This is a genomic window from Blochmannia endosymbiont of Camponotus sp. C-046, from assembly GCF_023585865.1.
GTDB lineage: Bacteria > Pseudomonadota > Gammaproteobacteria > Enterobacterales > Enterobacteriaceae > Blochmanniella.
The window spans coordinates 409,289-435,863 of record NZ_CP097752.1; the positions used below are offsets into that span (position 1 = coordinate 409,289).

Sequence of the window (26,575 nt, forward strand, 5' to 3'; positions counted from 1 at the left end):
TTTTTAAAACAAAATAGATTCTAAAAATTATTAATTTTTATCTGTTCACTATACTATTAAATAATAGTACACCATCTTATGATGGTATCGTTCCTATATTTCTTTCATTGTAAAATCAATATAACTTTATATATAAAGCGCAGATCTTAAATGATTTATCACAGGATCAACAGTAGGAAACAAATTGTGCCATAAGAAAAAAGAATGAGCTGCTTGTTCTACTAGCATACCTAATCCATCTGAACAATAATTTGACCCATTTTTTTTACACCATGTTATGAACAATGTATCTTGTTTTGTGTAAAACAAATCATAACATTTAGTTTCAGGATTAACAAGAACAGATGGTATTTTTGGAATAGTGTTGTATATGTTGCTAGTGGTAGCGTTAATAATTAAACTATATTTATTAGTGTCATAACGTAATTTGTATAAAGGGAGACATGATATGTTGTTATACCCTATTTCTTGATAATAAGATGTCAATTTCTGTGCCCTAGCAAATGTTCTATTCACTATATTTATATGACATGTTGTAATAGTGTTTAAAAGCATAGGAACAATTCCTTTTGCTGCACCTCCAGCTCCAATTAATAGAATATTCGTTGTTGTAGATTCTTGAGAAGTAATATGATTATTATTATCTATCCAATTAAGACGTTTTAAATCGCTAATAAATCCTATACCATCAGTATTATCTCCCAGTAAAGTACCATTTTTTAGTTTTTTTATCGTATTAACTGAGCGAGCTTTTTTAGATCGTTCAGTTAATTGATTGCACAAAAAGTATGCATTTTCTTTAAATGGAGAAGTAATGTTTGCTCCTAATCCGCCTAATTTGAAAAAATTATGCAATAAATAATGGAAATTATCGTGTAATGCCAATATAAGTTTGTATTCTTTTGATATTCCAATTTCATGTGCAAACAATGCGTAAATTTCTGATGATTTGCTATGTTTAATTGGATTACCAAAAACAGCAAAAGCACTCATCTGTTTATCTCCTTGAATAATGGAAATTATCCACCTCGAATTAGTTTGCCTGTCATAACATCTCTAATTTCTGAAGGATTAGATCTGCCAAGTATATCTTCATACATGATAGGCATGTTATGCCCGAGTTGCTCATGTATTTCTTTAATAGTACGCGCAGGGGGTTGTCCAGATAAATTTGCACTGGTAGATACTAAGGGTTTTCCAAAGGCTAAGCAAAGATGTTGAATTAGTTCAAAATGAATAACTCGTACTGCTAAAGATGAAAATTGGCCTGTCAACCAATATGGAGTATTAGATTTTGCTGGAAATACCCATGTCACTGGCCCAGGCCAAGTAGAAAAGACTTGTGATTGTTGATTTTCATTTAAGAAACTATCGTCAATATATTTAAGTAATTGTGTATAATTAGCAGCAATTAAAATTAAACCCTTCCTCCAAGATCTATTTTTTATTTTTAGTAAGGTAGATATCGCTTGTTTATTATCAGGATCACATCCTAAACCAAACATTGATTCTGTCGGATAAATGATCACTTTACCTTGATTTAGTTGTATAAGTAAATTTTTCATATTTGATAAAGGGAATATCTTTATTATAGATCATAATCCTAAGTTTATTATTTAATAATAATAGAATAATATTCTTTTATCTAAAAAATATTTTATAAAAATAATAAATTTTCGGTGATTAATTAAACAGTTTTTTATTTTATATATTAATTATTTTTATAAAAAATATAATTATATATTTTATCAAATATTTTGTGGTATAATATATATGGTCTTTATATGTATTTAACTGTATTTTAAATATTGTTTAATTATTTAGAAAAATGGTACGTTTATTGATTAGATATTAAGTAATGATTTCAAATGCCATTGACCTATTCATTAAGTTTTTATTGCAGTATATTATCATTATAAATATAAAATATCCACACCCATATCTTGATTATATTCATAAGTCATTAGATAATGTACGAATTTCATTTAATAATATTTTTATTTTATGTCGATATTAGAGATATTGTATTATCCTGATGAACGTCTTAGAACAATCGCTGATCCTGTTGTTACAGTATCTAATGATACCAATCAAATTATAAGTGATATGTTTGATACTATGTATTTTAAAAAAGGTATTGGATTAGCTGCAACACAAGTTAATATCCATCAACAAATTATTGTTGTTGATCTTTATAAAAAAGACAATCAACGTTTAGTTTTTATTAATCCTGTTATTACAAAAAAAGAAGGTATTATTAGTATTACTGAAAGTTGTTTATCTATTCCTCAAATATACGAGATTATTCCACGTTCAGCAAAGATAACTATTCAATCATTAGATCAATGCGGTAATAAATTTGAAATGGAAGCTGATAAGTTATTAGCAATTTGTATTCAACATGAAGTAGATCATTTATTTGGAAAACTTTTTATTGATTATTTATCTCCATTACAAATTAAAAGAATTCATAAAAAAATAAAAAAATTATCTAAAACATTCAAAAAAAATCAGCTGTCTTTTGACATATAATGTATTATGGCACACTTGAAACCGTTGCGTATTGTTTTTTTTGGAACTACAAATTTTGCGATGTGGCATTTACATATGTTAGCTCATTTATCTGTACATAAGATAATAGCAGTGTTTACACAAGAGATACGATCATCTAAATCCTTTTTATTTTTATACGAAATAACAAAAAAATACAGCATATCATTGTTTCAATCTCGTATCTTATCTATTGCTGATATTGTGTATATTATCAAAAAAATCGACGTGGATTTAATAATAGTTGCATCTTACGGTTTGATTTTACCGCAAGAAATATTAAATATACCACGATTGGGTTGTATTAATATACATGGGTCACTATTACCTCGTTGGCGAGGTCCAGCGCCAATTCAACGTGCATTAGAATATGGTGACTCCATTACAGGAATAACTATTATTCAAATGGATTTAGGAATTGATACTGGAGATATTTTGCATATTATGCCTTGCAAAATTTTTCCAAAAGATACTAGTTATACTCTTTCTAATAGATTGGTCAACATCGGATCTACTATGTTGTTTCAAGTACTGGATCAATTTGTATTAGGTACATTTACTTTGATACCTCAAGATCCGACTTATGCAACATATGCGCATAAATTGAATAAACAAGAAGCACGCATCAATTGGAATTTATCAGCGATCCAATTGGAACGATGTGTCCGAGCTTTTAATCCATGGCCAATTAGTTATTTTCAAATAAAAAATGATCGCATCAGAATTAGAGTATGGGATGCTGAAGTAAGTAATCAAAACGTCAATAACCGATTTTCGTTATCATCTGTATTACCGGGTACTATATTAGCAACTGATTTAACTGGAATTCATGTTGGTACTGGTTCTGGAATATTAATACTTACTATGTTGCAAATTGCAGGAAAAAAAATAACACCTGTACGTGATATTCTCAATGCATATCAAGAATGGTTCAAACCTAATTCTGTGTTAGAATAGAATGGTATTAGTATGTTTACATTTATTGATTAGATTTAAATATGTATCTTTTTGAATTATTTATTTTATATTTTTTGTTTTATTTTGGATCGTTCCACTAATTCTATATATGCCATTGGAGCGTTATCTCCCTTACGTAATCCACATTTTAGTATGCGGGTATACCCTCCAGGACGATTATAAAAATTCGGGCTTATTTGTGTGAATAATTTTGTAACAACATCATTATTCCTAGTTTTAGAAAAAACTAGACGACGATTTGCAATCGTATCTACTTTGCTGCATGTAATCAGCGGTTCAATAATACGACGTAATGCCTTAGCTTTAGATAAAGTAGTTTTTATAATTTGATGCATTACCAATGAAGCAACCATATTTTTAAACATAGCTTTACGATGAGAACTGGTTCTATTTAGTTTAAAACCTATTTTTCGATGACGCATAATAAATCACCTTTTTGGATACTAAATTATTCATGATTAATTGTCTAAAATACTTGTAGGAGGCCAATTTTCTAAATGTGTTCCTAAAGATAATCCACGAGATGCTAATACATCTTTTATTTCTGTCAGTGATTTTTTTCCTAAATTAGGAGTTTTTAATAATTCTACTTCTGTTCGTTGCACTAAATCTCCAATATAGTGAATAGATTCTGCTTTTAGACAATTAGCAGAACGTACAGTAAGTTCTAAGTCATCAACAAGACGTAATAAAATGGGATCAAATTCTGGTTTTTCTTCTTTGTGTTCTGGTTGATGTATATCTCTTAAATCAATAAATGCTTCAAGTTGTTCAGATAAAATTGTTGCTGCACGTCTAATTGCTTCTTCTGGTTCTATAGTTCCATCTGTTTCCATATCAATAATCAGTTTATCTAAATCTGTACGTTGCTCAACACGAGCAGCTTCTACATTATAAGAAATTCTCTCTACTGGACTGTAACATGCATCTAATAACAACCGACCAATTGGAAACAGATCTGATTCAGGATTGAATCTAGAAGAAGCGGGAACATAACCTCTCCCACGCTGCACTTTAATACGCATATTAATAGATGTATCTTTGTCAGTTATATGACATATAATATGATTTGGGGTAACAATTTTTACACTATTATTATCATGTAAAATATCATTTGCAATCACAGGTCCAATACCAGATTTTTTTAAAGTTAAAGTAATACTATCTTTTCCTTCAATTCTAATGGCTAATTTCTTTAAGTTAAGTAAAATCTCTAGAACGTCTTCTTGTATACCTTCTTTTGTACTATACTCATGTAATACTCCATCAATTTCAACCTCTGTTATAGCATATCCAGGCATTGAAGAAAGCAAAATACGACGCAAAGCGTTTCCTAAAGTATGACCGAATCCTCGTTCTAACGGCTCTAAAGTTACTTTAGAGCGTGTTGCAGTGATTTGTTCGATATCTACTAAGCGTGGTTTTAAAAATTCTATTACAGAGCTCTGCATATTGCCTCTCTTTTTTATTATTTCAAATAATTTTGATTATTTTGAATATAATTCAATAATTAAATGTTCATCGATATTTGCAGATAATTCACTACGTTCTGGATAACGTTTAAATAGACCTTGTAGTTTCACGGGATCCACTTCAATCCATGGTAATTTTTCTCTGTGCTGCTCAGTCAGTTCTAAAGCGGCGTGAATTCTGGATTGTTTATGTGATTTTTTATGTATTTTAATAACAGTATTCGGAACAACTTGATATGAAGCTATGTTAACAATATGGTTTTCAACCATAATAGATTTGTGATTTACTAGTTGGCGAGCTTCAGCGCGTGTTGCTCCAAATCCCATACGATATACAGTATTATCTAATCTGCTTTCTAATAATTTTAATAAATTTTCACCAGTATTACCTTTAATACGTGCAGCTCTTTTATAATAGTTAGAGAACTGACGTTCTAAGATACCATATATGCGTTTAACTTTTTGTTTTTCTCGTAGTTGTATTCCATAATCTGAAAATCGAGATTTACGTATATTATGTTGTCCTGGAGGTTGTTCAAGTTTACATTTGGAATCAATAGCACGGATTCCAGATTTTAAAAAAAGATCTGTCCCCTCACGACGACTTAATTTAAGTTTAGGTCCCAAATATTTAGCCATATGTTTTATTCCTTACAAATAAACTAATAAATTTTATTTAGACACGGCGTTTTTTAGAAGGACGGCAACCATTATGAGGAATTGGGGTGATATCAGTGATGCTCGTAATATGAAATCCTGCTGCATTTAATGCTCTTATTGCAGATTCACGTCCTGGTCCTGGCCCTTTAACCATAACTTCTAAATTTTTTACTCCATATTCTTGAACTATTTCAGCACAACGCTCTGCTGCTATTTGAGCAGCAAATGGTGTAGATTTTCGAGATCCTCGAAATCCAGAGCCTCCAGCTGTAGCCCAACCTAAAGTATTACCTTGTTTATCACTAATAGTAATGATAGTATTGTTAAAAGATGCATGTATATGCGCTATGCCATCTAAAATTTGTTTTTTGATCCGCTTTCGCGCTCTAAGATTGGATGATTTAATCATGTTATATTTTTTATTTTTTTATTTATTAATGTTTATTTGAATTATTTGTTTATTGATTTGCGTGGACCTTTACGGGTTCTAGCATTTGTTCTAGTTCTTTGCCCCCGTACTGGTAAATTACGACGATGACGTAATCCTCGATAAGTGCCCAGATCAATTAATCGTTTGATACTTAGAGTCACCTCTCGACGTAAATCTCCTTCTACGATATATTTACCAACGGCATCACGTAATTTATCTATATGAATTTCAGATAATTTACAAAGTTGTACATTTTCGTTTATACCTGTGTTCAAACAAATTGATCGAGCACGAGATTTGCCAATACCGTAAATAGACATTAAAGCAATAACGGCATGTTTTTTATCAGGAACATTGACGCCTGCTATACGTACCATTATTTTTATACTCCTAAAAAATAAATATTCTGTGTTGAATGACAATTATCCCTGTCGTTGTTTATGTTTTGGATCCACTCTACAAACTACACGAATAACGTTATGTCTTTTTACAATTTCACAGTGACGACACAATTTTTTCACTGACGTACGTACTTTCATAATTTGTCCTATAATTGTATGTATATGATTTTTAATCAACGATTAAAATGTTTCAGGTTTGCTTTTTTTAGTACAGATTCATATTGGCTAGACATCAGTAAAGTTTGTATTTGAGCTATGAAATCCATAATTACTACAACTACAATAAGTAAAGATGTGCCTCCAAAATAGAAAGGGACCTTCATAGCAATTCTCATAAACTCTGGTACTAAACAAATAAATGTAATATATATTGCGCCAATGAAAGTCAAACGAAACATAATTTTATCAATATACTTTGCAGTTTGTTCTCCCGGTCTAATGCCAGGAACAAATGCTCCCGATTTTTTTAAATTTTCAGCTGTTTCGCGTGGATTAAAGACCAAAGAGGTATAAAAAAAACAAAAAAACATAATAGCTGCGGCATAAAGTAAAATATATAATGGTTGACCTGGTTGTAGATATAAAGAAATTATAGTTAACCATTTCCAACTAGTGTTACTGCCAAACCAAGAAATCACAGTGCCTGGAAACAAAATGATACTAGAAGCAAAGATGGCGGGAATAACACCAGCCATATTTACTTTAAGTGGTAAATGTGTACTTTGAGCAGCATAAATACGACGACCTTGTTGACGTTGAGCATAATGTACTAAAATACGACGCTGTCCTCGCTCCATAAACACAACAAAAAAAGTAACACTCAATACTAAGCAAATAATTAAAATTAAGATGAAAAAATGTAACTCATCTTGTCTCACTTGTTCTATGGTATGTCCTATAGCCAATGGCAACCCAGCAATTATCCCTGAAAAAATAATAATTGAAATACCATTTCCAATTCCTTTACTAGTAATCTGGTCACCTAACCACATTAGAAAAACAGTACCACAAACCAGACTGATTATTGCTACACAATAAAAAGAAAATCCTGGATTAATCACTAATCCCGATACATTTGGTAAACTAGTGACAATGCCTACTGATTGTAATATTCCAAGTATTAAAGTTCCGTAGCGGATATACTGGTTAATTATTCTCCTGCCGCTTTCTCCTTCTTTTTTAATTTCTATTAAAGCAGGGTGTACTGCAGTCAATAACTGAACAATAATCGAAGCTGAAATATATGGCATGATTCCTAAGCTAAAGATAGAAGCGCGACTTAATGAACCTCCAGAAAACATATTAAACATTTCAATAATGGTACCATGTTGCTGTTCAATAATTTTTTCTAAAACAATTAAATCGACTCCTGGAATCGGAATAAAAGATCCTACACGAAAAATGATTAAAGCTCCGATCACAAACATAATTCTACGTTTTAAGTCACTTAACCCGCCTTTGATACTGTGAAAAGTAGATCTAGATCGTCGTTTATTAGTAACTGTCATCATTTTAATTTCAATTACTCCTCTATTTGACCGCCTATAGATTGAATTACAGTTCGTGCGCCTTTGCTGATACGTAATTTACGTATTGTAACAGGCTGTTTGATTTCTCCCGACATTATAATTTTAACAAACTTAATTTTATTTCTGATAATATTATATGTTTTTAAAACATTTAAATCTATTATTTTGTCTGAAATACGAGATAAATCAGATAGTCTAATTTCTTGGGTAACCATAGCCTTGCGAGATACAAATCCAAATTTTGGTAATCTACGATATAACGGAGTCTGTCCTCCCTCAAATCCAAGACGTACCTTACCTCCAGAACGAGATTTTTGTCCTTTATGTCCACGACCTCCTGTTTTACCTAATCCAGATCCTATGCCTCGACCTACTCGTTTACTTAAATGTTTAGATCCTTTGGACGGAGAAATAGTATTAAGATGCATAATTCAATACTCCACTTTGAATGTGTAATCAATTTCAATTAAATCATACCACGGATAAAAGGTGTATCAATGATTTCAAAAATGTTTTTGGTACAACACCACCCCCCCCTCTCATCTGTCATATAAAGTTGATTGATGTTATAAGATATAAACTTTGATGATAGAGCTTTTAAGCTGAATAAGTTTAATAATTTTTAACATAATTATAATAACTTAAAATTTCTTTCATAGATTTATCTCTTTTTTCTGCAATCATTTCAGGAGATTTCATGTTTTGTAACGCATTTATAGTCGCACGCACTATATTGATGGGATTTGTAGATCCATAAGCTTTTGCTAATACATTATGTATTCCCACTACTTCTAGAATAGCACGCATTGTAGTGCCAGCAATAATTCCAGTTCCTTCAGAAGCAGGTTGCATATAAATTCGAGCACCTGTGTATACTCCTCTAACTGAATGTTGTAGAGTACCTTTATATAAAGAAATAATTACCATATTACGACGGGCTTTTTCCATTGATTTCTGAATTGCTGATGGAACTTCACGAGCTTTACCGTACCCAAATCCTACTCGACCGTTTGTATCTCCTACTACAGTTAGCGCTGTAAAACTAAATACACGGCCACCTTTCACTGTCTTGGATACTCGATTTACTGTAATTAATTTTTCTTGTAATTCACCAGGCTGTTTATCAGTATATTTCATATTGTTTACCTTGATTAAAATCTTAACCCAGTTTTCCTAGCGCAATCAGCCAACGTTTTTACTCTACCATGATATTTAAATCCAGAGCGATCAAAAGATACATTTGTAATACCTTTTTTTATTGACCGTTCCGCAATGATTGTCCCTACTATAGCTGCAGCTTTTTTATTACTAGTTGTTATTAATTGATTGGAAATTAATTTTTCCGCAGTAGAAGCTGTAACTAAAACGTTAGAATTGTCTTTTGAGATTATTTGCGCATAAATATGTCGACAAGTTCGATGTACTACTAATCTTATAGCATCTAATTTATATAACGTTTTTCGTGTTTTTATAGCTCTTTTGATACGAGCATCTTTTTTACTCATGTTATATTCTTCTCTATATGATTGATAATAAATTATTTTTTCTTAGTGTCTTTGTTATATATTATTTCGTCGATATAACGGATACCCTTACCTTTAAAAGGTTCAGGAGGACGCAGTGCTCTTAGATCTGCAGCAACTTGTCCGATAAGTTGTTTATTTATCCCTGTCAAAATAATTTCAGTTTGACTTGGACATGTTGCTGTGATTTCCATAGGTAATATATAATTAATGGAATGAGATAGACCTATGATTAGGTTGATGGTATTGTCTAGGATAGATGCACGATAACCTATTCCTATTAGTTGTAGTGTCCTAGTGAACCCTGTTGTAACGCCAGTAATCATACCATTAATTAATGCACGGGTTGTGCCCATCAAGGCTTTATTTTTGACATCAAAACTGTTTGTATAGATTATCAGTTTTGATGTATCACATAATTGTACATTGATCGATTTGTGTAATGTATGAATTAGCGTACCAAGTGAACCGGTAATAGCAACACTATGGTTTTCTATTATCGTGTGTATAGTTATTGTTTTAGGAATAGAAATTATTATTTTATATATATAGTGCGACAATATTTTGGTATTAAGACACATAACATATAATCTCCCCACCAACATTAAGTTGACGAGCTTTATTATCTGTGATTACACCTTTAGAAGTAGAAATGATAACAATACCCATACCAGACATTACTTGAGGCAATTCCTTTCTTTTTTTATAGATACGTAATCCAGGTCGACTAATACGTTTTATAATATCTATAACAGGTTTTCTTTTTTGATAATATTTTAAAAATACTTCTAGAGTTGGTTTGCTGCTATCTTGAACATTGTATTTTTTTATAAATCCTTCTTCTACCAACACATGGGCAATTGCCACCTTTATTGTAGAAGATGGAGTGCAAACTTTTTCTTTTTTAGAAATTTGCCCGTTACGTATAGTAGTTAACATATTTGCGATTGAATCTTGCATACTCATTTTAGCTCCAAGCAGTAAAATATTGTTATAGTTACCAACTAGCTTTTCTTAAACCAGGTATTTCGCCGCGCATGGCAGCTTCACGTACTTTCATACGGCATAATCCAAATTTTCTTAAAAAAGCATGAGGACGTCCAGTATGTCGGCAACGATTACGTTGTCTAGATGGGCTAGAATCGCGTGGTAAAGTTTGTAATTTTAGAACAGCATTCCAACGTGCCTCGTTAGGAATGCTGTTATTAATAATGATTTTTTTTAGAGAAATACGTTGTGTATAATATTTATTAACTAATTTTAAGCGCTTTATTTCGCGTGCCTTTACAGATTCCTTGGTCATGATAAATGCTCTCCTTTTATTTGAAGTAACACGATTATTTTCTAAATGGAAATCGAAATGCAGTTAGTAAAGCATGCGCTTCATTATCAGAAACGGAGTTAGTAGTAATAGTGATATCCATTCCTCGTATATTATCCACAGTATCATAATCAATTTCTGGAAAGATAATTTGCTCATGAATTCCAATACTATAATTACCATGTCCATCAAAAGATTTAATAGATAACCCACGAAAATCACGAATACGAGGCATAGCAATGCAAATAAATCTTTCCAGAAATTCCCACATACGTGAACCTCGTAAAGTTACCTTGCATCCGATTGGTTGACCTTGACGAATTTTAAAACTAGCGATAGATTTGCGTGCTGTGGTGATGACTGGTTTTTGTCCTGAAATTACCATTAAATCTTCTACTGATTGTTCCAAAATCTTTTTATTAGTAACAGATTTGCCTACTCCCATATTAATAGTAATTTTTTTAATTTTAGGTACTTGCATAATAGATCGATAATTAAATTTTTGCATTAAATTTTTTGTTATATTATTTTTATAATCATCATATAATTTAGTCATATACTATTCCAATCATTTAACTATATCTCCATTAGACTTAAAGATACGTATTTTTTTGCCATTTTGTATTGTAAAGCCTACACGATCTGCTTTATTTAAAGTGCTATTAAATATAGCAATGTTAGATAAATCAATGGATGCTTCTTTTTTAATAATGCCTCCTGGTTGATTTTTATTGGGAATAGGTTTTTGATGTTTTTTCACTAAATTTATTCCTGTTACTATAACTTTCCCTTTATTATAAAAAACATACTTTACTTTTCCCTTTTTTCCCTTATCTTTTCCATTTAATATAATAACTTCATCGTTACGTTTAATTTTAGCTGCTGCCATATATATAATACTCCCATCAAAGTACTTCGGGGGCTAGAGAAATAATCTTCATAAATTTTTCATTACGTAATTCACGAGTTACTGGACCAAAAACACGTGTGCCTATAGGTTGGATATTGGTGTCATTTAATAATACACAGGCATTATTATCGAACCTAATAATAGATCCATCTAGGCGGCGTACACCTTTTTTCGTACGTACTACAACAGCTTTTAATACATCACCTTTTTTCACTTTAGCACGTGGTATTGCTTCTTTAATAGTAACTTTAATTACATCTCCTATATTGGCATAACGACGACCAGATCCTCCTAACACTTTAATACACATTGCGTATCGTGCTCCAGAGTTGTCGGCAACATTTAAAACAGTGCGTTCTTGAATCACACAATTACTCCATAGTAGTAATAAAATTTAAATTATTAAAAGATACATTATATATAATATGTATATATTCTTTGATTTATTAGTTATAACTAAAAGTTTATCATTCATTCGTATGATTATTATTTTTTAATAAATTAGATTTTTTGATAACAGAAGTTAGTACCCAAGATTTTGTTTTAGAAATCGGACGGCATTCTTGTATTTCAACAAGATCTCCCATATTACTCTCGTTGTTAGGGTCATGTACATGCAGTTTGGTAGTACGTTTAATAAATTTTTCATATGTTGAATGCTTAATTAATCTTTCTATGGAGACAACAACAGATTTGTTCATTTTTTTATTATATACACGCCCTAGTAGGATACGAATCCTATTGCTCATAGAATAGTCTCCTTTTCATACTTTTTTATTATTAGCTAAATAATTTTTGATAGACGCTATATGGCGACGTACTTTTTTTAATAAATGTAACTGTTTTAATTGACCTGCTTTTGATTGTATACGTAAATTAAAATATTCACGTAATGCTTTTATTAACTCTGACTGAAGTGATATAACAGTGTTATTTTTTTTTTGATTTAATGATTTTATGATGTTATTCATTATTTTCCTATTAAAATAGTTTTAACTGGTAATTTTGATGCACCTAATTTAAAAGCGTTGTATGCTAGTTCTTTTGGCACTCCATTTATTTCATATAATATTTTGCCTGGTTGTACTAAAGCCACCCAATATTCTACATTACCTTTTCCTTTTCCCATGCGTACTTCGAGGGGTTTTTTGGTAATAGGTTTGTCTGGAAATACACGAATCCATATTTTTCCTTGACGTTTTACAGCGTGACTTATAGCACGTCGTGCTGCTTCAATTTGACAAGATTTTAACCGTCCGCGACTAATAGCTTTTAAAGCAAATTGACCAAAGCTAATATTGTCGTTTACTTTTGTTCCCCGGTTACGCCCTTTATGCATTTTACGAAATTTTGTGCGACTTGGTTGCAGAAGCATCGTGCTATCCTTTATACGCGAGTTTTGTGTTTTTTCTTGACAGAATTATTCATCGTTTGATCCCCTGAATGCAGGGTATTCAGTAATATGTCTCCTAAAATTTCCCCCTTAAACACCCATACTTTAATTCCGATTACACCGTACGTAGTACGTGCTTCTGAAAGACTATAATCAATATCAGCACGTAAAGTATGCAATGGAACCCGGCCTTCTCTATACCATTCAGTACGAGCAATCTCAGCCCCGCTTAGTCTTCCACTGACTTCTACTTTAATACCTTTAGCTCCTAAACGCATAGCACTTTGTACAACACGTTTCATTGCTCTCCTAAATACTACTCTACGTTCTAATTGGGATGCGATGTTATCAGCTAACAGCTTGGCATCTAATTCTGGTTTTCGAACTTCAGCGATATTAAGTTGCGTTGGAACACCAGAAATTTTTGCTATATTTTTACGTAATTTTTCAATATCTTCCCCTTTTTTTCCAATTATAAGACCAGGCCTAGCTGTATAAACGGTTACTCTTATACTTTTGGCAGGGCGCTCAATAATTATACGGGATACCAAAGCTTTCGAAAGTTTTTGCATCAAAAACTGACGTACTTTAAAATCATTGCCTAAATTATCAGAAAAATCTTTGTTATTTGCGTACCAGGTAGAATGCCACGTCTTGGTAATACCCAAACGCACACCATTCGGATGTACCTTTTGACCCATTTTTAAATGCTCCGTTCGTTTAAATATAATCTTTTTTTAATTAGATACTACTATAGTAAGATGACTTGTTCGTTTCATGATCTTATCTGATCGTCCTTTAGCACGCGGCATAATTCTTTTAATAGTAGGACCGTTGTCGACAAAAATTTTAATAATTTTTAAATTATTAATATCTAGATTGTCGTTATGTTCCGCATTAGCAATAGCAGATTCTAAGGTCTTTTTTACTAACTCGGCAGATTTTTTGTTGGTATACTTCAAGATATCAAGTGCCTGAGATACTTTTTTCCCTCTTACTGTATTCGCTACTAAACGAAGTTTTTGAGCAGAAGAACGAATATAACGACATCTAGCAATTGTTTCCATACCAAAATATCCTCTATAGCACATCTTATTTTTAAGATCATAAACATATCTTTAATAATGTTTTTTTATTTTCTTATCAACTGAATGACCACGATACGTACGAGTTGGAGCGAATTCACCTAATTTATGTCCAACCATTTCATCTGAAATGAATATGGGTATATGCTGCCGTCCATTATGTACTGATACGGTTAACCCAATCATTCTTGGGAATATTGTTGATCGCCGTGACCAAGTCTTAATAGGTTTTTTATCACCTGTTTCTATTGCTTTTTCTACTTTTTTTAGAAGATGCAAGTCAATAAATGGTCCTTTCTTAATAGAACGTGACATACACAGTTTCCCAATTTTCAAAATTTTATTTATTACGATGAGACAATATAAACTTATTGGTACGTTTATTACTACGGGTTTTTTTTCCTTTGGTTTGCATTCCCCAAGGAGACACAGGATGTTTACCAAAATTTTTTCCTTCTCCTCCTCCATGAGGGTGATCGATTGGATTCATAGCTGTTCCACGGACAGTAGGGCGAGTTCCGCGCCATCTATTGGACCCAGCTTTACCTAACATGCGTAACATATGTTCAGAATTACCAACTTCTCCTACGGTCGCTCGACACTCACAGCGAATTTTGCGTATCTCACCAGATCGCAAACGAAGTATCATATATTTTCCATCACGTGCTACAATTTGTATGTAAGATCCTGCGGATCGGGCTAATTGACCACCTTTTCCTGGTTTCATTTCTACATTATGGATAGTAGATCCGATCGGAATATTACTCATAGGTAAAGCATTGCCTGGTTTGATTGGAACATTTGTCCCAGAACTTACAAAATCTCCTATTTTTACATCTTTTGGCGCTAAAATATAACGATATTCCCCATCTCTATATGAAAGCAATGCTATATTTGCTGAACGATTTGGATCATATTCTAAACGTTTTATCACAGCGGAAACCCCATCCTTGTTACGTTTGAAATCAATTACTCTATAACGTCTTTTATGTCCTCCTCCTATATGTCGCACAGTGATACGACCGTAATTGTTACGTCCACCTGATTTGTTATTAGATTTATTGGACAATAGCGAAGAAAAAGGATTCCCTTTATATAGATCATAGTTTACTAATTTATTTACATGGCGTCTACCTGGAGAGGTTGGATTGCATTTAATAATAGGCATCTCTTTTGATCTTCCGTATTTATTTATTCTACCGTATTAATAAAATCTATTTTTTGGCCTTTTTCTAAAATAACATATGCTTTTTTCCAGTCACTACGACAACCAATTTTATTAGCTGTTCTTTTAGATTTCCCTGGTACTATTATAGTGTTTATGGTATCTACTTTCACGGAAAACAACATACTAATAGCATTTTTAATATCTGATTTAGTTGCATATTTTACTACTTTAAAAGAAACAGTATTCTGTCGTTCTAATGTAATAGATGTTTTTTCTGAGATATGTGTAGATCTCAGTATTTTTAATAAACGCTCTTGATAAATCATATTAATTTTTTCTCAATTTTTTTGATAACGTTATCAGCAATTAAAGTAATATTAAAATTTATTAAACTTACTGGATCTATATGTGCTATGGTGCGCACCTCTATTTTGTAAGCGTTGCGCGATGCTAAAACTAGATTTTTATCCAAAAAATCGGTAAATATCAATATACTACTTTTTTTTGATGTTATTTTTCTTAATTTTTCTAAGAATAATTTAGTTTTTGGTTCTCTTATGAATAAATTTTTTACTAAAAATAAACGATTATCACAAACTAATTTAGATAAAATGCTTTTTATTGCCCCTCTATACATTTTTTTATTTATTTTTTGAGTATATAGTTTAGGTTTAGCCGCGAAAGTTACTCCGCCAGAGCGCCAAATGGGACTTTTTACCGATCCAGAACGCGCGCGGCCGGTACCTTTTTGTCGCCAAGGTTTTTTATTAGAACCCGAAACTTCCGATCGACTCTTTTGAGACCGAGTACCTTGACGAGAATTAGTTAAATAAGTAGAAATCACTTGATGTATTAAATCTGGATTAAAAGGGTATTTAAATATTTCATCAGATACAGAAAATTTATTTGAATCTGGCATACTTACTTCTGTTGTAAAATCTCTGATGTCTAATTCCATTTAAATTTTCTCTTTCGTATTTATTTTAACAGATTTTTTTATAGATAAATTACCACCGATTATTCCTGGAACAGCACCTTTAACCAATAATAAATTAAGTTTTACATCAACATTAATAACATCTAAATTTTGTACTGTAATTTTATAATTTCCTAATTGTCCTGCCATTTTTTTGCCTTTAAATACTTTACCAGGAGTTTGATTTTGACCGATAGATCCAGGAGCTCTATGTGATAATGAATTACCATGACTTGCATCTTGCATATGAAAATTCCAACGTTTTATTGTGCCCGAAAACCCCTTTCCCTTAGAAATTCCTGTAATGTCAACCTTTTTAACATCTGTAAAAATCTGTATACTTATAATATCACCCACTGAGATATCTTGTATTTCTTTTTCGCAACGAAACTCCCACAAACCCCGGCCAGCATCAGTTCCTGACTTTATCATATGCCCTGCTTCTGGTTTATTGATATGTTTAAAGTTTTTAACGCCAGTAGTTACTTGAATTGCACAATACCCATCTTTTTCGATTTTTTTTATTTGTGTTACACGATGTGGTGTTATTTTAATCATAGTTACAGGGATAGATACTCCATCTTGATTAAATACACGAGTCATACCCAATTTTTGACCAATTAAACCTTGCATAATATTGGAATACAACCTCTCTATTCTTTTAGCATAAAAATTATTAATTCTATTATTTCACACATAGTGCACAAATGAATACCTATTATAGGTGCCATTATCATTCTATATGATACTAACCGAGACTGATTTGCACATCTACTCCTGCCGCTAAATCTAAGCGCATTAAAGCATCTACCGTTTTATCAGTAGGCTCAACGATATCTATCAACCGTTTATGAGTTCGTATTTCATATTGATCCCGCGCATCTTTATTGACATGTGGGGAAATTAAGACAGTGAATCGTTCTTTTCTAGTAGGCAAAGGAATGGGTCCGCGTACTTGAGCGCCAGTACGTTTAGCAGTCTCTACAATTTCTATGGTTGATTTATCTATCAACCGGTGATCAAATGCTTTTAAACGAATACGGATCCTTTGATTTTGCATATTTAAATATAGATTCCCAAAAAAAATTTAACTATTCATAAATAAATTTATATAGACCTTTTGAATATTTCATTTGAAAGCTTAAAGTCTAACGACATAAAACATTTAGGCATTACATCTAATATGTGCGGGTCCCTACGAACACGCTAATCAACTTTTTTATTTTCTATGCAGAAAATTACATCAACTTAGTGTATCAGTAAACAAATAAAAAACAAGATTAATCTATAATAAAATTCAAAATATTGTTTGGTAATTTTAATATTGAAAATATTACAAATAATTTATATTATTTTGATAAATATAGAATTATTTTTTTAACTGTGATTGTATGTAATTATGCATACCAATTTTTATCATGAGATTTAATTCTGTTTCTAGAAAATCAATGTGCTTTTCTTCTTCTTTAAGAATCTGTGTCATTATATCTTTAGATACATAATCTTGTACTGAATCAGCGTATTTGATGCCTTTGCGTAAATTTTCAATACTGTGAAATTCCAAATTAAGGTCAGAGCGCAGAATATCTTCAACATTTTTTTTAATGTTTAATGGATCAAATTTCCTTAAGGTAGGCGTACCTTCTAAAAATAAAATACGTTTTGCATAAAGATCTGCATGACCTAATTCATCCGCATATTCTTGATATTCTATCTTGTTAAGACGCTTTAATCCCCAGTGTTCAAAAATTTTAGAATGTAAAAAATATTGGTTTACAGCAATCAACTCGTCGCTTAATAAATTATTAAGATGGACAATAATGTGATCATCTCCTTTCATAACATCTCCTAAATATGTATCTATGTATATTGTATTTTATGAATTTTTAATTATAAATTAAATATTCTAAAAATTATAACCAGTAACCAGTATTTAATCATATTTGTCTTTTTTATTGAAAAAGTTATAAGATTTGCTGGTGCTGATAAGCAGATTCGAACTGCTGACCTCACCCTTACCAAGGGTGTGCTCTACCTTCTGAGCTATATCAGCATAGTTCTGAGCTATATCACATAAAGTGGACAGTGGGAATTGAACCCACATCATCAGCTTGGAAGGTTGAGGTAATAACCATTATACGATGCCCACTATATATAATTAGAAAATCTATGTTTTTTATATTGTAAATCAATATAACATAAAACTATATTGTTTGTTTATATCATCATTAATAATGATGGGGGAAGGATTTGAACCTTCGAAGTCTATGACGACAGATTTACAGTCTGCTCCCTTTAGCCACTCGGGAACCCCATCAAAATACCATAGAGATGCCGGTAAAAGGATTCGAACCTTTGATCTACTGATTACAAATCAGTTGCTCTTCCTATTGAGCTATACCGGCGATCATTTTTACATCATTTAATACGAATAACCTATCTTTATTTATATAAAGATATGTTACGAAACAAATCTCATCAAAACTGTTGTGTTTAAAATAAAAAATTATTCAAAATATTTGTAAATATATAAACTCATTTTTAATAAAAAATAAAATTATTAATTGTTCTTTCAGAATTTATTATAATACATAATTATAATTAAATCTTTTGTTTTGATCAAGTATTTACATGAAGTTTAATTCTATAAGATGATCATTTATTAATGATAATAGAAACAATATGCTACATGTTTCGTCTGTTCCATTTTTAACTTTCAATCGTAAGGAATGGTCATCTCTTCGAGAGACGATACCGCTAACATTATCTCACAGAGAAATCCTAAATTTAAGAGGAATAAATGCTAATCTTTCTATGAATGAAGTAACAGACATTTATTTACCATTATCGAGATTGCTTAATCTATATATTCATTCGTATGTAAAACGACAAAATGTTTTAGAACAATTTTTAAACACTCAAAATCGACAACATACGCCGTATGTTATTGGTATTGTTGGTGGTGTTGCTGCAGGGAAAAGCACTACAGCTAAAGTTTTACAAGCGTTACTGAGTAAATACCCTGAACACCGTGTTGTGGAATTAGTAACAACTGATGGATTTTTGTATTCTAACAAAGTATTAAAGAAACGACGTTTAATGAAAAAAAAAGGTTTTCCGCAGTCTTATGATATAACTAGTCTAGTAAATTTTATTTCTAAAATTAAATCTGGAGTTAAATCAATAACAATTCCTGTATATTCTCATGTAATATATGACATTATTCCTAATGTTCAACAGGTAATTTGCAAACCAGATATTCTTATCTTGGAAGGATTAAATGTTTTACAAACTGATCACAATTATCATTACAATTTACCTTGTGTTTTTGTATCTGATTTTGTTGATTTTTCTATTTACGTTGATGCTCCAGAATATTTGCTGCAAGAATGGTATATCGATAGATTTTTAAAATTGTGTTACACTACTTTTTATTATCCCGATTCTTATTTTTATCGTTATGCTCAATTATCTGAAAGAAATATGATTTCTATTGCTTCAGAATTATGGACTAAAATAAATAGAGTTAATTTGCGGGAAAATATTTTACCTACTCGGGAACGGGCAAATTTAATTTTAAGAAAGGGCTTGAATCATATAATAAACAAGATCCAATTGAGAAAGTAATAAATAATCATAAAACAACAGTTTTACTTTCCGCAATTATTATTAATATATGTTTTGTCATTGAAATGTTTTGGTCCAATTATATTTGATGACAATAACCATAGATTTTTAGTTGACCAAATAGTTATTTTATTGATTGATGTCATATAGGCTCAAAATATTTTAAATTAAAAATTTTAAAAAAAATTATACTTTAAAGATGATGCATAAACAGAAATATTATTTCCCGAGTAACAACACACTGAACTTATTCGATCAACTATTAATGCTCCATGCATGTTTATTCCAAGCGCTGTACCACATATTGTGCGATCTCCCACTAATAATGTGATTGGTTTATTATATAAATAATCAAAAATCTTCCAATATGCAATAAATGGAGCGAACCCAAAAATTATAAAATCTTTTAATTTTTTGCGTAATACATTAATAAGCGTTGCCACTAAAATATTGCGATCAAGTACGATGCCAGTATCTATCAGATTAATCCAATTTTTACCAATTTTAGTATTTAATGTCGTATCCGTACGTATAGATAAATTAATACCGATACCTATTATTATATGGCTGATATAATCAGTTCTTGTTATAATTTCAATTAAAATTCCCGCTAATTTTTTTTCATGAACATATAAATCATTAGGCCATTTAATTTTAATTTGAGATACACCTAAATTCTTTAATATTTTTGCTACTACAATACTTATCATTAAACTAAATTCAATCATCGTCGGCAGAATTTTATTCCATTTCCAATACATAGATAAGCAAATACTTTCTCCAACAGGAGCTACCCAAATTTTACCACGTCTTCCTCTCCCTTGTGTTTGGTGTTCCGTGACACAAGCATCCCCTGATTTAAAATATGGAATGTTGTCTATTATATATTGATTAGTTGAGTGAACTTTATTTAACACAATTACCCTTCCCTCAGGTAATTGTGTTAAAATCTCAGATTCATTTAGGAAAAGACGAAATGTAGACAAATTGTGATCTTCATCGTATCTTAACAAGATTTTCACATCTCCAAAAAAATCAATCAATATTTACATTGAATTTCATTAAATTTTACTATTCAAATATATTTTCAATTCTATTGTAAAATGAAAGTATTATAAATAGATCTAATTACAAATTGTTAAAATAACATACATATATTGATTATTTACTACATGAATAATTTTTTTGGGTTTATTTCTCCATAATTACCAATTAATCTAACTTCCGGTTGTAAACAAATATTAAATTTATCTGCAACCTTATGATATATGTGAAGAGCTAGTGCTGCAATTTCAGTTCCGGTAGCTATTTGATTATTATTAATTAATATTAATGCCTGTTTAGAATATGTTGCTGCTTCTCCAAACACATAACCTTTTAATTGACACTGCTCTATTAACCATCCTGCCGATAATTTTATTTTACCATTGTTTTGAGAATAATACGGTATATTTGGATAAATTTGAAATAGATAACGTGCTGTTTTAATATCTACTATTGGATTTTTAAAAAAACTACCAGCATTTCCTACTAAAACAGGATCTGGTAGTTTCCTATGTCTAATCATGCAGATAAGATTAAAAACTTGACGAGGTGTAACATGTAATTTATTTAAGTAAGTTAATTCATGATAGTTTAATATAGGTTTCCACTTTTTACGTAATCTCAATCCTACAGACACAATAGCATATTGTTTTAAACGATCTCTAAAAATACTGTCTCTATATTTGAAATTACATTCAGCACAAGTGAAACGAATTTTTCTTCCACTATATAAGTCTATAACATCTACATATTCACATATTTGAGATAACTCAACGCCATAAGCTCCGATATTTTGAATTGGTGCAGCCCCTACATATCCTGGGATACATGCTAAATTTTCTAGACCTGGCATATTTTTATTGATAGTATGCACTACTAATTTATCCCATTTTTCTCCAGCTCCAACATGTAATTGCCATGCTATTTTATTTTCTGTAACAAAAATGCCTTTTATCCTATTTAATAATATTGTGCCAATATAATTTTCTAAGAATAAAATATTACTACCACCTCCTAAAATAAGAACAGGTTTGCCTTGGTTTTGAGCTTCTCTCCAAAATTTTAATAATGTATGTTCATGATATGCTGTTACAATACGTTTAGCGAATGCATTAATGGAAAAGGTATTTAGTGACTTTAATTGAAAATGATGCTTCATGCATTTATTTTTGTTTAAAAACAGATATTATTATCTGTTATTATTTGATAATGATTATTAAATTTTTTTTCATATCGAACGTAACTGCAACTACACTAAAAATATACTTATATTATTTTGTATTTTTCAGTTGTTGTATAAGATTGTATTTATGTTTTATGATTGTAAAACAATTAGTTTAGCTCATAATTTTTTAAAAAATACGAAATAAATACTTTTCCATGTATCACATGGAAAAGTATTTATTTTAACATATAATAATGATTACTGTGAAATTATTTTAATTATTTCAAATGATTTTTTTATTTATAAATTTTCAATTTCATTGAATAAAAACAATGGTATTATTTACAACATCTAAAGTAATTTGTTTACCTGACAACAATTCCCCAGATATTATCTTTTGAGACAATGTATTTTCAATGTGTTGTTGTATAGCGCGCTTTAATGGACGTGCACCGTATACTGGATCAAAACCAACTTTTGATAAAAATACTAGAACTGAATTAGTGATATTAGTATGAGGATATCCTTTTTCTTCCAAACGATCACATACACGCTGTAGTTGAATATTAGCAATTTCCATAAGATGTTCGGTACTAAGAGGATGAAATACTACTATTTCATCTATTCTATTAACAAATTCTGGACGAAAATGTTGATGGACTATGTTTAATACTGTAGCTTTAACTTCTTGATAATCTACGATTCCAAAACGTTTTTGAATTAAATTTGACCCTAAATTAGATGTCATAATAATGACAGTATTATTAAAATTCACCGTACGTCCATGTCCATCTGTTAATCGTCCATCATCTAAAACTTGCAACAATACGTTAAAAATTTCTGGATGCGCTTTTTCTATTTCATCTAGCAAAATAACAGAATATGGTCTACGACGTATTGATTCAGTCAAATATCCTCCTGATTCGTATCCAACATAACCAGGAGGCGCTCCTAATAATTTAGATACAGAATGTTTTTCCATAAATTCAGACATATCAATACGCACCATTGCATTATTAGTATTAAAAAGGAAAATAGATAATGCTTTACACAATTCAGTTTTACCTACTCCAGTAGGCCCTAAAAACATAAATGAACCAATTGGGCGTTTAGGATCAGATAATCCAGAACGATTTCGACGAATAGCATAAGATATTGCTTTTACTGCTTCATCTTGGCCAACAACTAATTGATGTAAAGTACGTTCCATATTTAATAATTTATCTTTTTCATTAGCTAACATGTGAGACATGGGGATACCAGTCCATCGAGATAATACTGCAGCAATTTCTATATCAGTAACGCAATTTCTTAAAAGACGTATTTTTTTATGATTAGATTGTAATATTATAGATAACTTTTTTTCTAATTCTGGGATCTTACCATATTGTAATTCAGACATACGGGCCAAATCACCAATGCGGCGTGATTGATCAATAGCAATTTTTGCTTGTTCTAAATCAGATTTAATACTTTGAGCCTTAGTTAAATCAACTTTTTCTTTTTTCCATTCTTTTTCAAGTTTAACATAATCTTGTTCTTTCTGGATGAGTTCAGCAGTCAATAGATCTAATCGTTTTATGCTAGCATCATCTGATTCTTTTTTTAACGCTTGTTGTTCCAATTTCAACTGTATGATACGCCGTTCTAATCTATCTAATTCTTCTGGTTTTGAATCTATTTGTATGCGAATGCTAGAAGCAGCTTCATCAATTAAATCAATGGCTTTATCAGGTAACTGACGATCAGAAATATATCGATGAGATAAAATTGCAGCAGCTACTATTGCCGGATCAGTAATATGAACATTATGATGTAGTTCATAACGTTCTTTTAATCCACGAAGAATAGCTATAGTATCTTCAACGCTAGGTTCGGCGACAAGTATTTTTTGAAAACGTCGTTCTAAAGCTGCATCCTTTTCAATATATTTTCTATATTCATCAAGTGTAGTTGCTCCAACGCAATGTAATTCACCTCTAGCAAGTCTTGGTTTAAGCATATTACTCGCATCCATTGCTCCATCAACTTTACCTGCTCCAACCATAGCATGCAATTCATCAATGAATAAAATAATATTGCTATCTTCTTTGGATACATCATTTAATACACTTTTTAAACGTTCCTCAAACTCTCCTCTATACTTTGCTCCTGCTAATAATCCTCCCATATCTAAAGCCAATATACGACTATGTTTCAGTCCCTCAGGAACTTCACCATTGATAATACGTTGCGCTAATCCTTCCACAATAGCAGTCTTTCCTACTCCGGGTTGTCCGATAAGAACAGGATTATTTTTGGTACGTCTTTGTAATACTTGAATAGTGCGACGAATCTCTTCATCTCGACCAATAACAGGATCGAGATTACCTTGTTCTGCGAATTTAGTTATATCGACAGTAAATTTTTGTAACGCTTGACGTTGAGATTCTGACCGTTGATTATCAACTGAATGATTATTACGTATATAATCTATTGATTTTTTTATGTTTTCTGGATTTATTCCAGATTTTTTTAATAAATCATTTAATGTTCCATGAGTTTCAATGGATGCTAAAACAAACATTTCTGATGCGATAAAAGTATCATTATGTTTTTGCGCTAATTTATCACATACATTTAATATTCTAATTAAATCATGAGAACATTGAATGTTTCCGTTAATACCTTCTACTTTTGGTAGACGATCGCATGTCTGTTCAACTAATGTAGTGAACTGAGATATATTAAGTCCAGCATGATCCAATATCTGATATACTGACCCATTTTTTTCTTTTAGAAAAGCAAGCATTACATGAATGGGCTCAACAAACTGATTATCTTTTCTAAGTGCTATGGATTGAGCATCAGAAATAGCTAATTGAAAATTATGAGTAAAATGACCTAACCGCATAATATTCATTTTCCTCTTATAATAATATAAAAATATCGATTACGTACACACAGTATGCATCTATTCTGGATATGGAGACTACTAAAATTCAAGCACCTAAACTACTGGAATAAAAGTATATTTTCATTCTCTTAAAAATTAATTAATATAACCCATAAATTTAAAAATATATGATATGGTACTAACTACAGTTTAGTTTATGATATGATTTTTGTACGAAAGATTATAAGTCTGCGGCTATATTCTGCAATAATTTGTACGTAATAAAAACCCCTATTATAAGAATAGATAATGTTATTTAATATTTTCTTACATTTTTCCTTAATATATTTATTAATGTTACAATATCCCGCGGTAAAGGTATGTCCCATTTCATTTTTATTTTAATAATAGGATGATATAATTGTAATGTCGCCGCATGCAATGCTTGGCGATTTAACATATGTAAACAGTCATTGATCTCATCAGATACACCTCTCATGAAATAAGTTGATTTTCCATATTTATGATCTCCTAATAACGGATGATTAATGTAGGCCATATGTACACGAATTTGATGAGTTCTTCCAGTTTCAAGACGTACACGAATTCTGGTATACATACTAAATGATTCTGTAATAAAATAATGAGTTACGGCTGATTTTCCCATAGGGTTGACTGTCATACAGGTACGATGAACAGCATGTCTTCGAATAGGTTGGTTGATCGTTCCTTTATTATGTAAAAAATTCCCAAGAACTATCGCTTCATATTCCCTAGTAATTTTTTTTTCTTTGAACAATCGCAATAAACTATGATATGCAATAATATTTTTGGCAACAACCATTAAACCAGTAGTGTCTTTATCTAACCGTTGAACAATACCCGCTCGGGATACTTCTGTGATATATGGATACTTGTATAGCAAAGCATTTAATATAGTACCTGAATAATTGCCAGCTCCAGGATGGACTACCATATTTTTTGTTTTATTTATTACTACGATATCATCGTCTTCATATATAATCTCAAGAGGAATATCTTGAGGAATTACATTATTATCAATCTCAACAATATCTTTTATTTCAATGAATTCACCGCCTATCATTTTTTTTAGGTATAATAACTGTCTGATTATTAACGTTTACTTTTTTAGACAGGATCCAACATTTTATTTTAGAACGTGAATAAATTGGCAGTAATTCAGAGAGAACACAATCTAATCGTTTTCCAGATTGATATTTCTGCACAATCATAGGTTTTATAATATAAGATTTAGGTGTTATCATGTTGATATGCGACTAACGACTGAGTTTTAATGTAACCAAATTATTGTATGGTTATATTGATTAAATAAATATTAGATACATATTGTTTGGCTAACATTTGCCATATTAATAGGGAGTATTAATAAAAATTTTTATGAAATGTAATCAATACTGTATAATGATGATATTGGTAATTAATATCA

Annotated in this window: 36 protein-coding genes, 4 tRNA genes and 1 pseudogene; 3 read left to right on the forward strand and 38 right to left on the reverse strand. The window is 30.9% G+C overall.

The window, feature by feature from the left end; all coding sequences use genetic code 11:
• Window positions 1–126 precede the first annotated feature (126 nt).
• Window positions 127–993 carry a shikimate dehydrogenase gene (aroE, locus tag M9409_RS01670; RefSeq protein ID WP_250226654.1) on the reverse strand — a complete coding sequence of 289 codons (867 nt, stop codon included), beginning with the start codon at window positions 991–993 and terminating at the stop codon, window positions 127–129.
• Between the two features lie 26 nt (window positions 994–1,019).
• On the reverse strand, window positions 1,020–1,565 hold the full coding sequence (gene tsaC, locus M9409_RS01675; RefSeq protein ID WP_250226655.1) for an L-threonylcarbamoyladenylate synthase type 1 TsaC: 546 nt from the start codon (window positions 1,563–1,565) through the stop codon (window positions 1,020–1,022).
• A 439-nt stretch (window positions 1,566–2,004) separates the two neighbouring features.
• Here tsaC and def point away from each other — a divergent pair, with 439 nt between their 5' ends.
• Both def and fmt read left to right on the forward strand, forming a co-directional pair.
• Window positions 2,005–2,532 carry a peptide deformylase gene (gene def, locus M9409_RS01680; protein WP_250226656.1) on the forward strand — a complete coding sequence of 176 codons (528 nt, stop codon included), beginning with the start codon at window positions 2,005–2,007 and terminating at the stop codon, window positions 2,530–2,532.
• Window positions 2,533–2,538: 6 nt separating this feature from the next.
• Window positions 2,539–3,507 carry a methionyl-tRNA formyltransferase gene (gene fmt, locus M9409_RS01685; RefSeq protein WP_250226657.1) on the forward strand — a complete coding sequence of 323 codons (969 nt, stop codon included), beginning with the start codon at window positions 2,539–2,541 and terminating at the stop codon, window positions 3,505–3,507.
• A gap of 65 nt (window positions 3,508–3,572) precedes the next feature.
• Here fmt and rplQ read toward each other — a convergent pair whose 3' ends face one another.
• The 32 genes from rplQ to M9409_RS01845 all read right to left on the reverse strand — a co-directional run bounded on the left by rplQ (window position 3,573) and on the right by M9409_RS01845 (window position 18,801).
• A complete protein-coding gene (gene rplQ / locus M9409_RS01690; RefSeq protein WP_250226658.1) occupies window positions 3,573–3,950 on the reverse strand; it encodes a 50S ribosomal protein L17 in 378 nt (125 codons plus the stop codon).
• A gap of 36 nt (window positions 3,951–3,986) precedes the next feature.
• Window positions 3,987–4,979 carry a DNA-directed RNA polymerase subunit alpha gene (locus tag M9409_RS01695; RefSeq protein WP_250226659.1) on the reverse strand — a complete coding sequence of 331 codons (993 nt, stop codon included), beginning with the start codon at window positions 4,977–4,979 and terminating at the stop codon, window positions 3,987–3,989.
• Between the two features lie 36 nt (window positions 4,980–5,015).
• Entirely contained in the window at window positions 5,016–5,639 is a 624-nt protein-coding gene (rpsD, locus tag M9409_RS01700) for a 30S ribosomal protein S4 (protein WP_250226660.1), read from the reverse strand.
• A 37-nt stretch (window positions 5,640–5,676) separates the two neighbouring features.
• Window positions 5,677–6,069, reverse strand: coding sequence for a 30S ribosomal protein S11 (gene rpsK, locus M9409_RS01705; protein ID WP_420022206.1), 393 nt, complete (start codon window positions 6,067–6,069; stop codon window positions 5,677–5,679).
• A 41-nt stretch (window positions 6,070–6,110) separates the two neighbouring features.
• On the reverse strand, window positions 6,111–6,467 hold the full coding sequence (gene rpsM, locus M9409_RS01710; protein WP_250226661.1) for a 30S ribosomal protein S13: 357 nt from the start codon (window positions 6,465–6,467) through the stop codon (window positions 6,111–6,113).
• Window positions 6,468–6,512: 45 nt separating this feature from the next.
• On the reverse strand, window positions 6,513–6,629 hold the full coding sequence (gene rpmJ / locus M9409_RS01715) for a 50S ribosomal protein L36 (RefSeq protein WP_250226662.1): 117 nt from the start codon (window positions 6,627–6,629) through the stop codon (window positions 6,513–6,515).
• Window positions 6,630–6,664: 35 nt separating this feature from the next.
• On the reverse strand, window positions 6,665–7,999 hold the full coding sequence (secY, locus tag M9409_RS01720) for a preprotein translocase subunit SecY (protein ID WP_250227198.1): 1,335 nt from the start codon (window positions 7,997–7,999) through the stop codon (window positions 6,665–6,667).
• A 14-nt stretch (window positions 8,000–8,013) separates the two neighbouring features.
• The gene (gene rplO, locus M9409_RS01725) at window positions 8,014–8,448 is read right to left on the reverse strand and encodes a 50S ribosomal protein L15 (RefSeq protein ID WP_250226663.1); all 435 of its coding nucleotides are present in this window, start codon (window positions 8,446–8,448) and stop codon (window positions 8,014–8,016) included.
• Between the two features lie 184 nt (window positions 8,449–8,632).
• On the reverse strand, window positions 8,633–9,157 hold the full coding sequence (gene rpsE / locus M9409_RS01730) for a 30S ribosomal protein S5 (protein ID WP_250226664.1): 525 nt from the start codon (window positions 9,155–9,157) through the stop codon (window positions 8,633–8,635).
• A 14-nt stretch (window positions 9,158–9,171) separates the two neighbouring features.
• Window positions 9,172–9,525, reverse strand: a complete 354-nt coding sequence (gene rplR, locus M9409_RS01735; RefSeq protein ID WP_250226665.1) for a 50S ribosomal protein L18 — start codon at window positions 9,523–9,525, stop codon at window positions 9,172–9,174.
• Between the two features lie 32 nt (window positions 9,526–9,557).
• Complete coding sequence (gene rplF / locus M9409_RS01740; protein WP_250226666.1) at window positions 9,558–10,124, reverse strand: 50S ribosomal protein L6; 567 nt, start codon at window positions 10,122–10,124, stop codon at window positions 9,558–9,560.
• The gene (gene rpsH, locus M9409_RS01745; protein ID WP_250226667.1) at window positions 10,114–10,509 is read right to left on the reverse strand and encodes a 30S ribosomal protein S8; all 396 of its coding nucleotides are present in this window, start codon (window positions 10,507–10,509) and stop codon (window positions 10,114–10,116) included. The genes rplF and rpsH overlap by 11 nt, the downstream gene beginning before the upstream one ends.
• A 31-nt stretch (window positions 10,510–10,540) precedes the next feature.
• The gene (rpsN, locus tag M9409_RS01750) at window positions 10,541–10,846 is read right to left on the reverse strand and encodes a 30S ribosomal protein S14 (protein ID WP_250226668.1); all 306 of its coding nucleotides are present in this window, start codon (window positions 10,844–10,846) and stop codon (window positions 10,541–10,543) included.
• Between the two features lie 34 nt (window positions 10,847–10,880).
• On the reverse strand, window positions 10,881–11,420 hold the full coding sequence (gene rplE, locus M9409_RS01755; protein WP_250226669.1) for a 50S ribosomal protein L5: 540 nt from the start codon (window positions 11,418–11,420) through the stop codon (window positions 10,881–10,883).
• Window positions 11,421–11,432: 12 nt separating this feature from the next.
• Window positions 11,433–11,753, reverse strand: coding sequence for a 50S ribosomal protein L24 (gene rplX, locus M9409_RS01760; RefSeq protein ID WP_250226670.1), 321 nt, complete (start codon window positions 11,751–11,753; stop codon window positions 11,433–11,435).
• 16 nt (window positions 11,754–11,769) lie between these two features.
• A complete protein-coding gene (gene rplN / locus M9409_RS01765) occupies window positions 11,770–12,141 on the reverse strand; it encodes a 50S ribosomal protein L14 (RefSeq protein WP_250226671.1) in 372 nt (123 codons plus the stop codon).
• Window positions 12,142–12,241: 100 nt separating this feature from the next.
• Complete coding sequence (rpsQ, locus tag M9409_RS01770) at window positions 12,242–12,523, reverse strand: 30S ribosomal protein S17 (RefSeq protein WP_250226672.1); 282 nt, start codon at window positions 12,521–12,523, stop codon at window positions 12,242–12,244.
• A gap of 15 nt (window positions 12,524–12,538) precedes the next feature.
• A complete protein-coding gene (gene rpmC, locus M9409_RS01775) occupies window positions 12,539–12,745 on the reverse strand; it encodes a 50S ribosomal protein L29 (RefSeq protein ID WP_250226673.1) in 207 nt (68 codons plus the stop codon).
• Entirely contained in the window at window positions 12,745–13,149 is a 405-nt protein-coding gene (gene rplP, locus M9409_RS01780; RefSeq protein WP_250226674.1) for a 50S ribosomal protein L16, read from the reverse strand. Before rplP ends, rpmC begins: the two co-directional genes overlap by 1 nt.
• Window positions 13,150–13,160: 11 nt before the next feature.
• Window positions 13,161–13,868 carry a 30S ribosomal protein S3 gene (rpsC, locus tag M9409_RS01785; protein WP_250226675.1) on the reverse strand — a complete coding sequence of 236 codons (708 nt, stop codon included), beginning with the start codon at window positions 13,866–13,868 and terminating at the stop codon, window positions 13,161–13,163.
• 36 nt (window positions 13,869–13,904) lie between these two features.
• Entirely contained in the window at window positions 13,905–14,234 is a 330-nt protein-coding gene (gene rplV / locus M9409_RS01790) for a 50S ribosomal protein L22 (RefSeq protein ID WP_250226676.1), read from the reverse strand.
• Between the two features lie 51 nt (window positions 14,235–14,285).
• The gene (rpsS, locus tag M9409_RS01795; RefSeq protein ID WP_250226677.1) at window positions 14,286–14,567 is read right to left on the reverse strand and encodes a 30S ribosomal protein S19; all 282 of its coding nucleotides are present in this window, start codon (window positions 14,565–14,567) and stop codon (window positions 14,286–14,288) included.
• 25 nt (window positions 14,568–14,592) lie between these two features.
• Window positions 14,593–15,420 (reverse strand): 50S ribosomal protein L2, encoded by an 828-nt coding sequence (gene rplB, locus M9409_RS01800; protein ID WP_250226678.1) that lies wholly within the window; start codon window positions 15,418–15,420, stop codon window positions 14,593–14,595.
• A gap of 23 nt (window positions 15,421–15,443) precedes the next feature.
• Window positions 15,444–15,746, reverse strand: a complete 303-nt coding sequence (gene rplW, locus M9409_RS01805; RefSeq protein WP_250226679.1) for a 50S ribosomal protein L23 — start codon at window positions 15,744–15,746, stop codon at window positions 15,444–15,446.
• Window positions 15,743–16,378, reverse strand: coding sequence for a 50S ribosomal protein L4 (gene rplD / locus M9409_RS01810; protein ID WP_420022198.1), 636 nt, complete (start codon window positions 16,376–16,378; stop codon window positions 15,743–15,745). Before rplD ends, rplW begins: the two co-directional genes overlap by 4 nt.
• Window positions 16,379–17,029, reverse strand: a complete 651-nt coding sequence (rplC, locus tag M9409_RS01815; protein WP_250226680.1) for a 50S ribosomal protein L3 — start codon at window positions 17,027–17,029, stop codon at window positions 16,379–16,381.
• A 115-nt stretch (window positions 17,030–17,144) separates the two neighbouring features.
• Complete coding sequence (rpsJ, locus tag M9409_RS01820; RefSeq protein WP_250226681.1) at window positions 17,145–17,456, reverse strand: 30S ribosomal protein S10; 312 nt, start codon at window positions 17,454–17,456, stop codon at window positions 17,145–17,147.
• 309 nt (window positions 17,457–17,765) lie between these two features.
• Window positions 17,766–18,236 carry a bacterioferritin gene (gene bfr / locus M9409_RS01825; protein ID WP_250226682.1) on the reverse strand — a complete coding sequence of 157 codons (471 nt, stop codon included), beginning with the start codon at window positions 18,234–18,236 and terminating at the stop codon, window positions 17,766–17,768.
• A 137-nt stretch (window positions 18,237–18,373) separates the two neighbouring features.
• Window positions 18,374–18,449: transfer RNA gene (locus tag M9409_RS01830), tRNA-Thr, on the reverse strand.
• A 24-nt stretch (window positions 18,450–18,473) separates the two neighbouring features.
• A tRNA-Gly gene (locus M9409_RS01835) sits at window positions 18,474–18,545 on the reverse strand.
• Window positions 18,546–18,631: 86 nt separating this feature from the next.
• Window positions 18,632–18,713, reverse strand: a tRNA-Tyr gene (locus M9409_RS01840).
• 15 nt (window positions 18,714–18,728) lie between these two features.
• A tRNA-Thr gene (locus M9409_RS01845) sits at window positions 18,729–18,801 on the reverse strand.
• Between the two features lie 277 nt (window positions 18,802–19,078).
• Between M9409_RS01845 and coaA the strand changes: the two genes are divergently transcribed.
• Window positions 19,079–20,023, forward strand: a complete 945-nt coding sequence (coaA, locus tag M9409_RS01850; protein WP_250226683.1) for a type I pantothenate kinase — start codon at window positions 19,079–19,081, stop codon at window positions 20,021–20,023.
• 176 nt (window positions 20,024–20,199) lie between these two features.
• On the opposite strand, the gene M9409_RS01855 is transcribed toward coaA, so the two are convergent.
• The 4 genes and pseudogenes from M9409_RS01855 to rluD form a co-directional block, all read right to left on the reverse strand.
• The gene (locus tag M9409_RS01855) at window positions 20,200–21,045 is read right to left on the reverse strand and encodes a biotin--[acetyl-CoA-carboxylase] ligase (protein WP_250226684.1); all 846 of its coding nucleotides are present in this window, start codon (window positions 21,043–21,045) and stop codon (window positions 20,200–20,202) included.
• A gap of 146 nt (window positions 21,046–21,191) precedes the next feature.
• A complete protein-coding gene (murB, locus tag M9409_RS01860; RefSeq protein WP_250226685.1) occupies window positions 21,192–22,226 on the reverse strand; it encodes a UDP-N-acetylmuramate dehydrogenase in 1,035 nt (344 codons plus the stop codon).
• A 322-nt stretch (window positions 22,227–22,548) separates the two neighbouring features.
• Entirely contained in the window at window positions 22,549–25,125 is a 2,577-nt protein-coding gene (gene clpB, locus M9409_RS01865) for an ATP-dependent chaperone ClpB (RefSeq protein ID WP_250226686.1), read from the reverse strand.
• 298 nt (window positions 25,126–25,423) lie between these two features.
• Window positions 25,424–26,360 (reverse strand): annotated as a pseudogene (gene rluD, locus M9409_RS01870) (23S rRNA pseudouridine(1911/1915/1917) synthase RluD).
• Window positions 26,361–26,575: the final 215 nt, after the last annotated feature.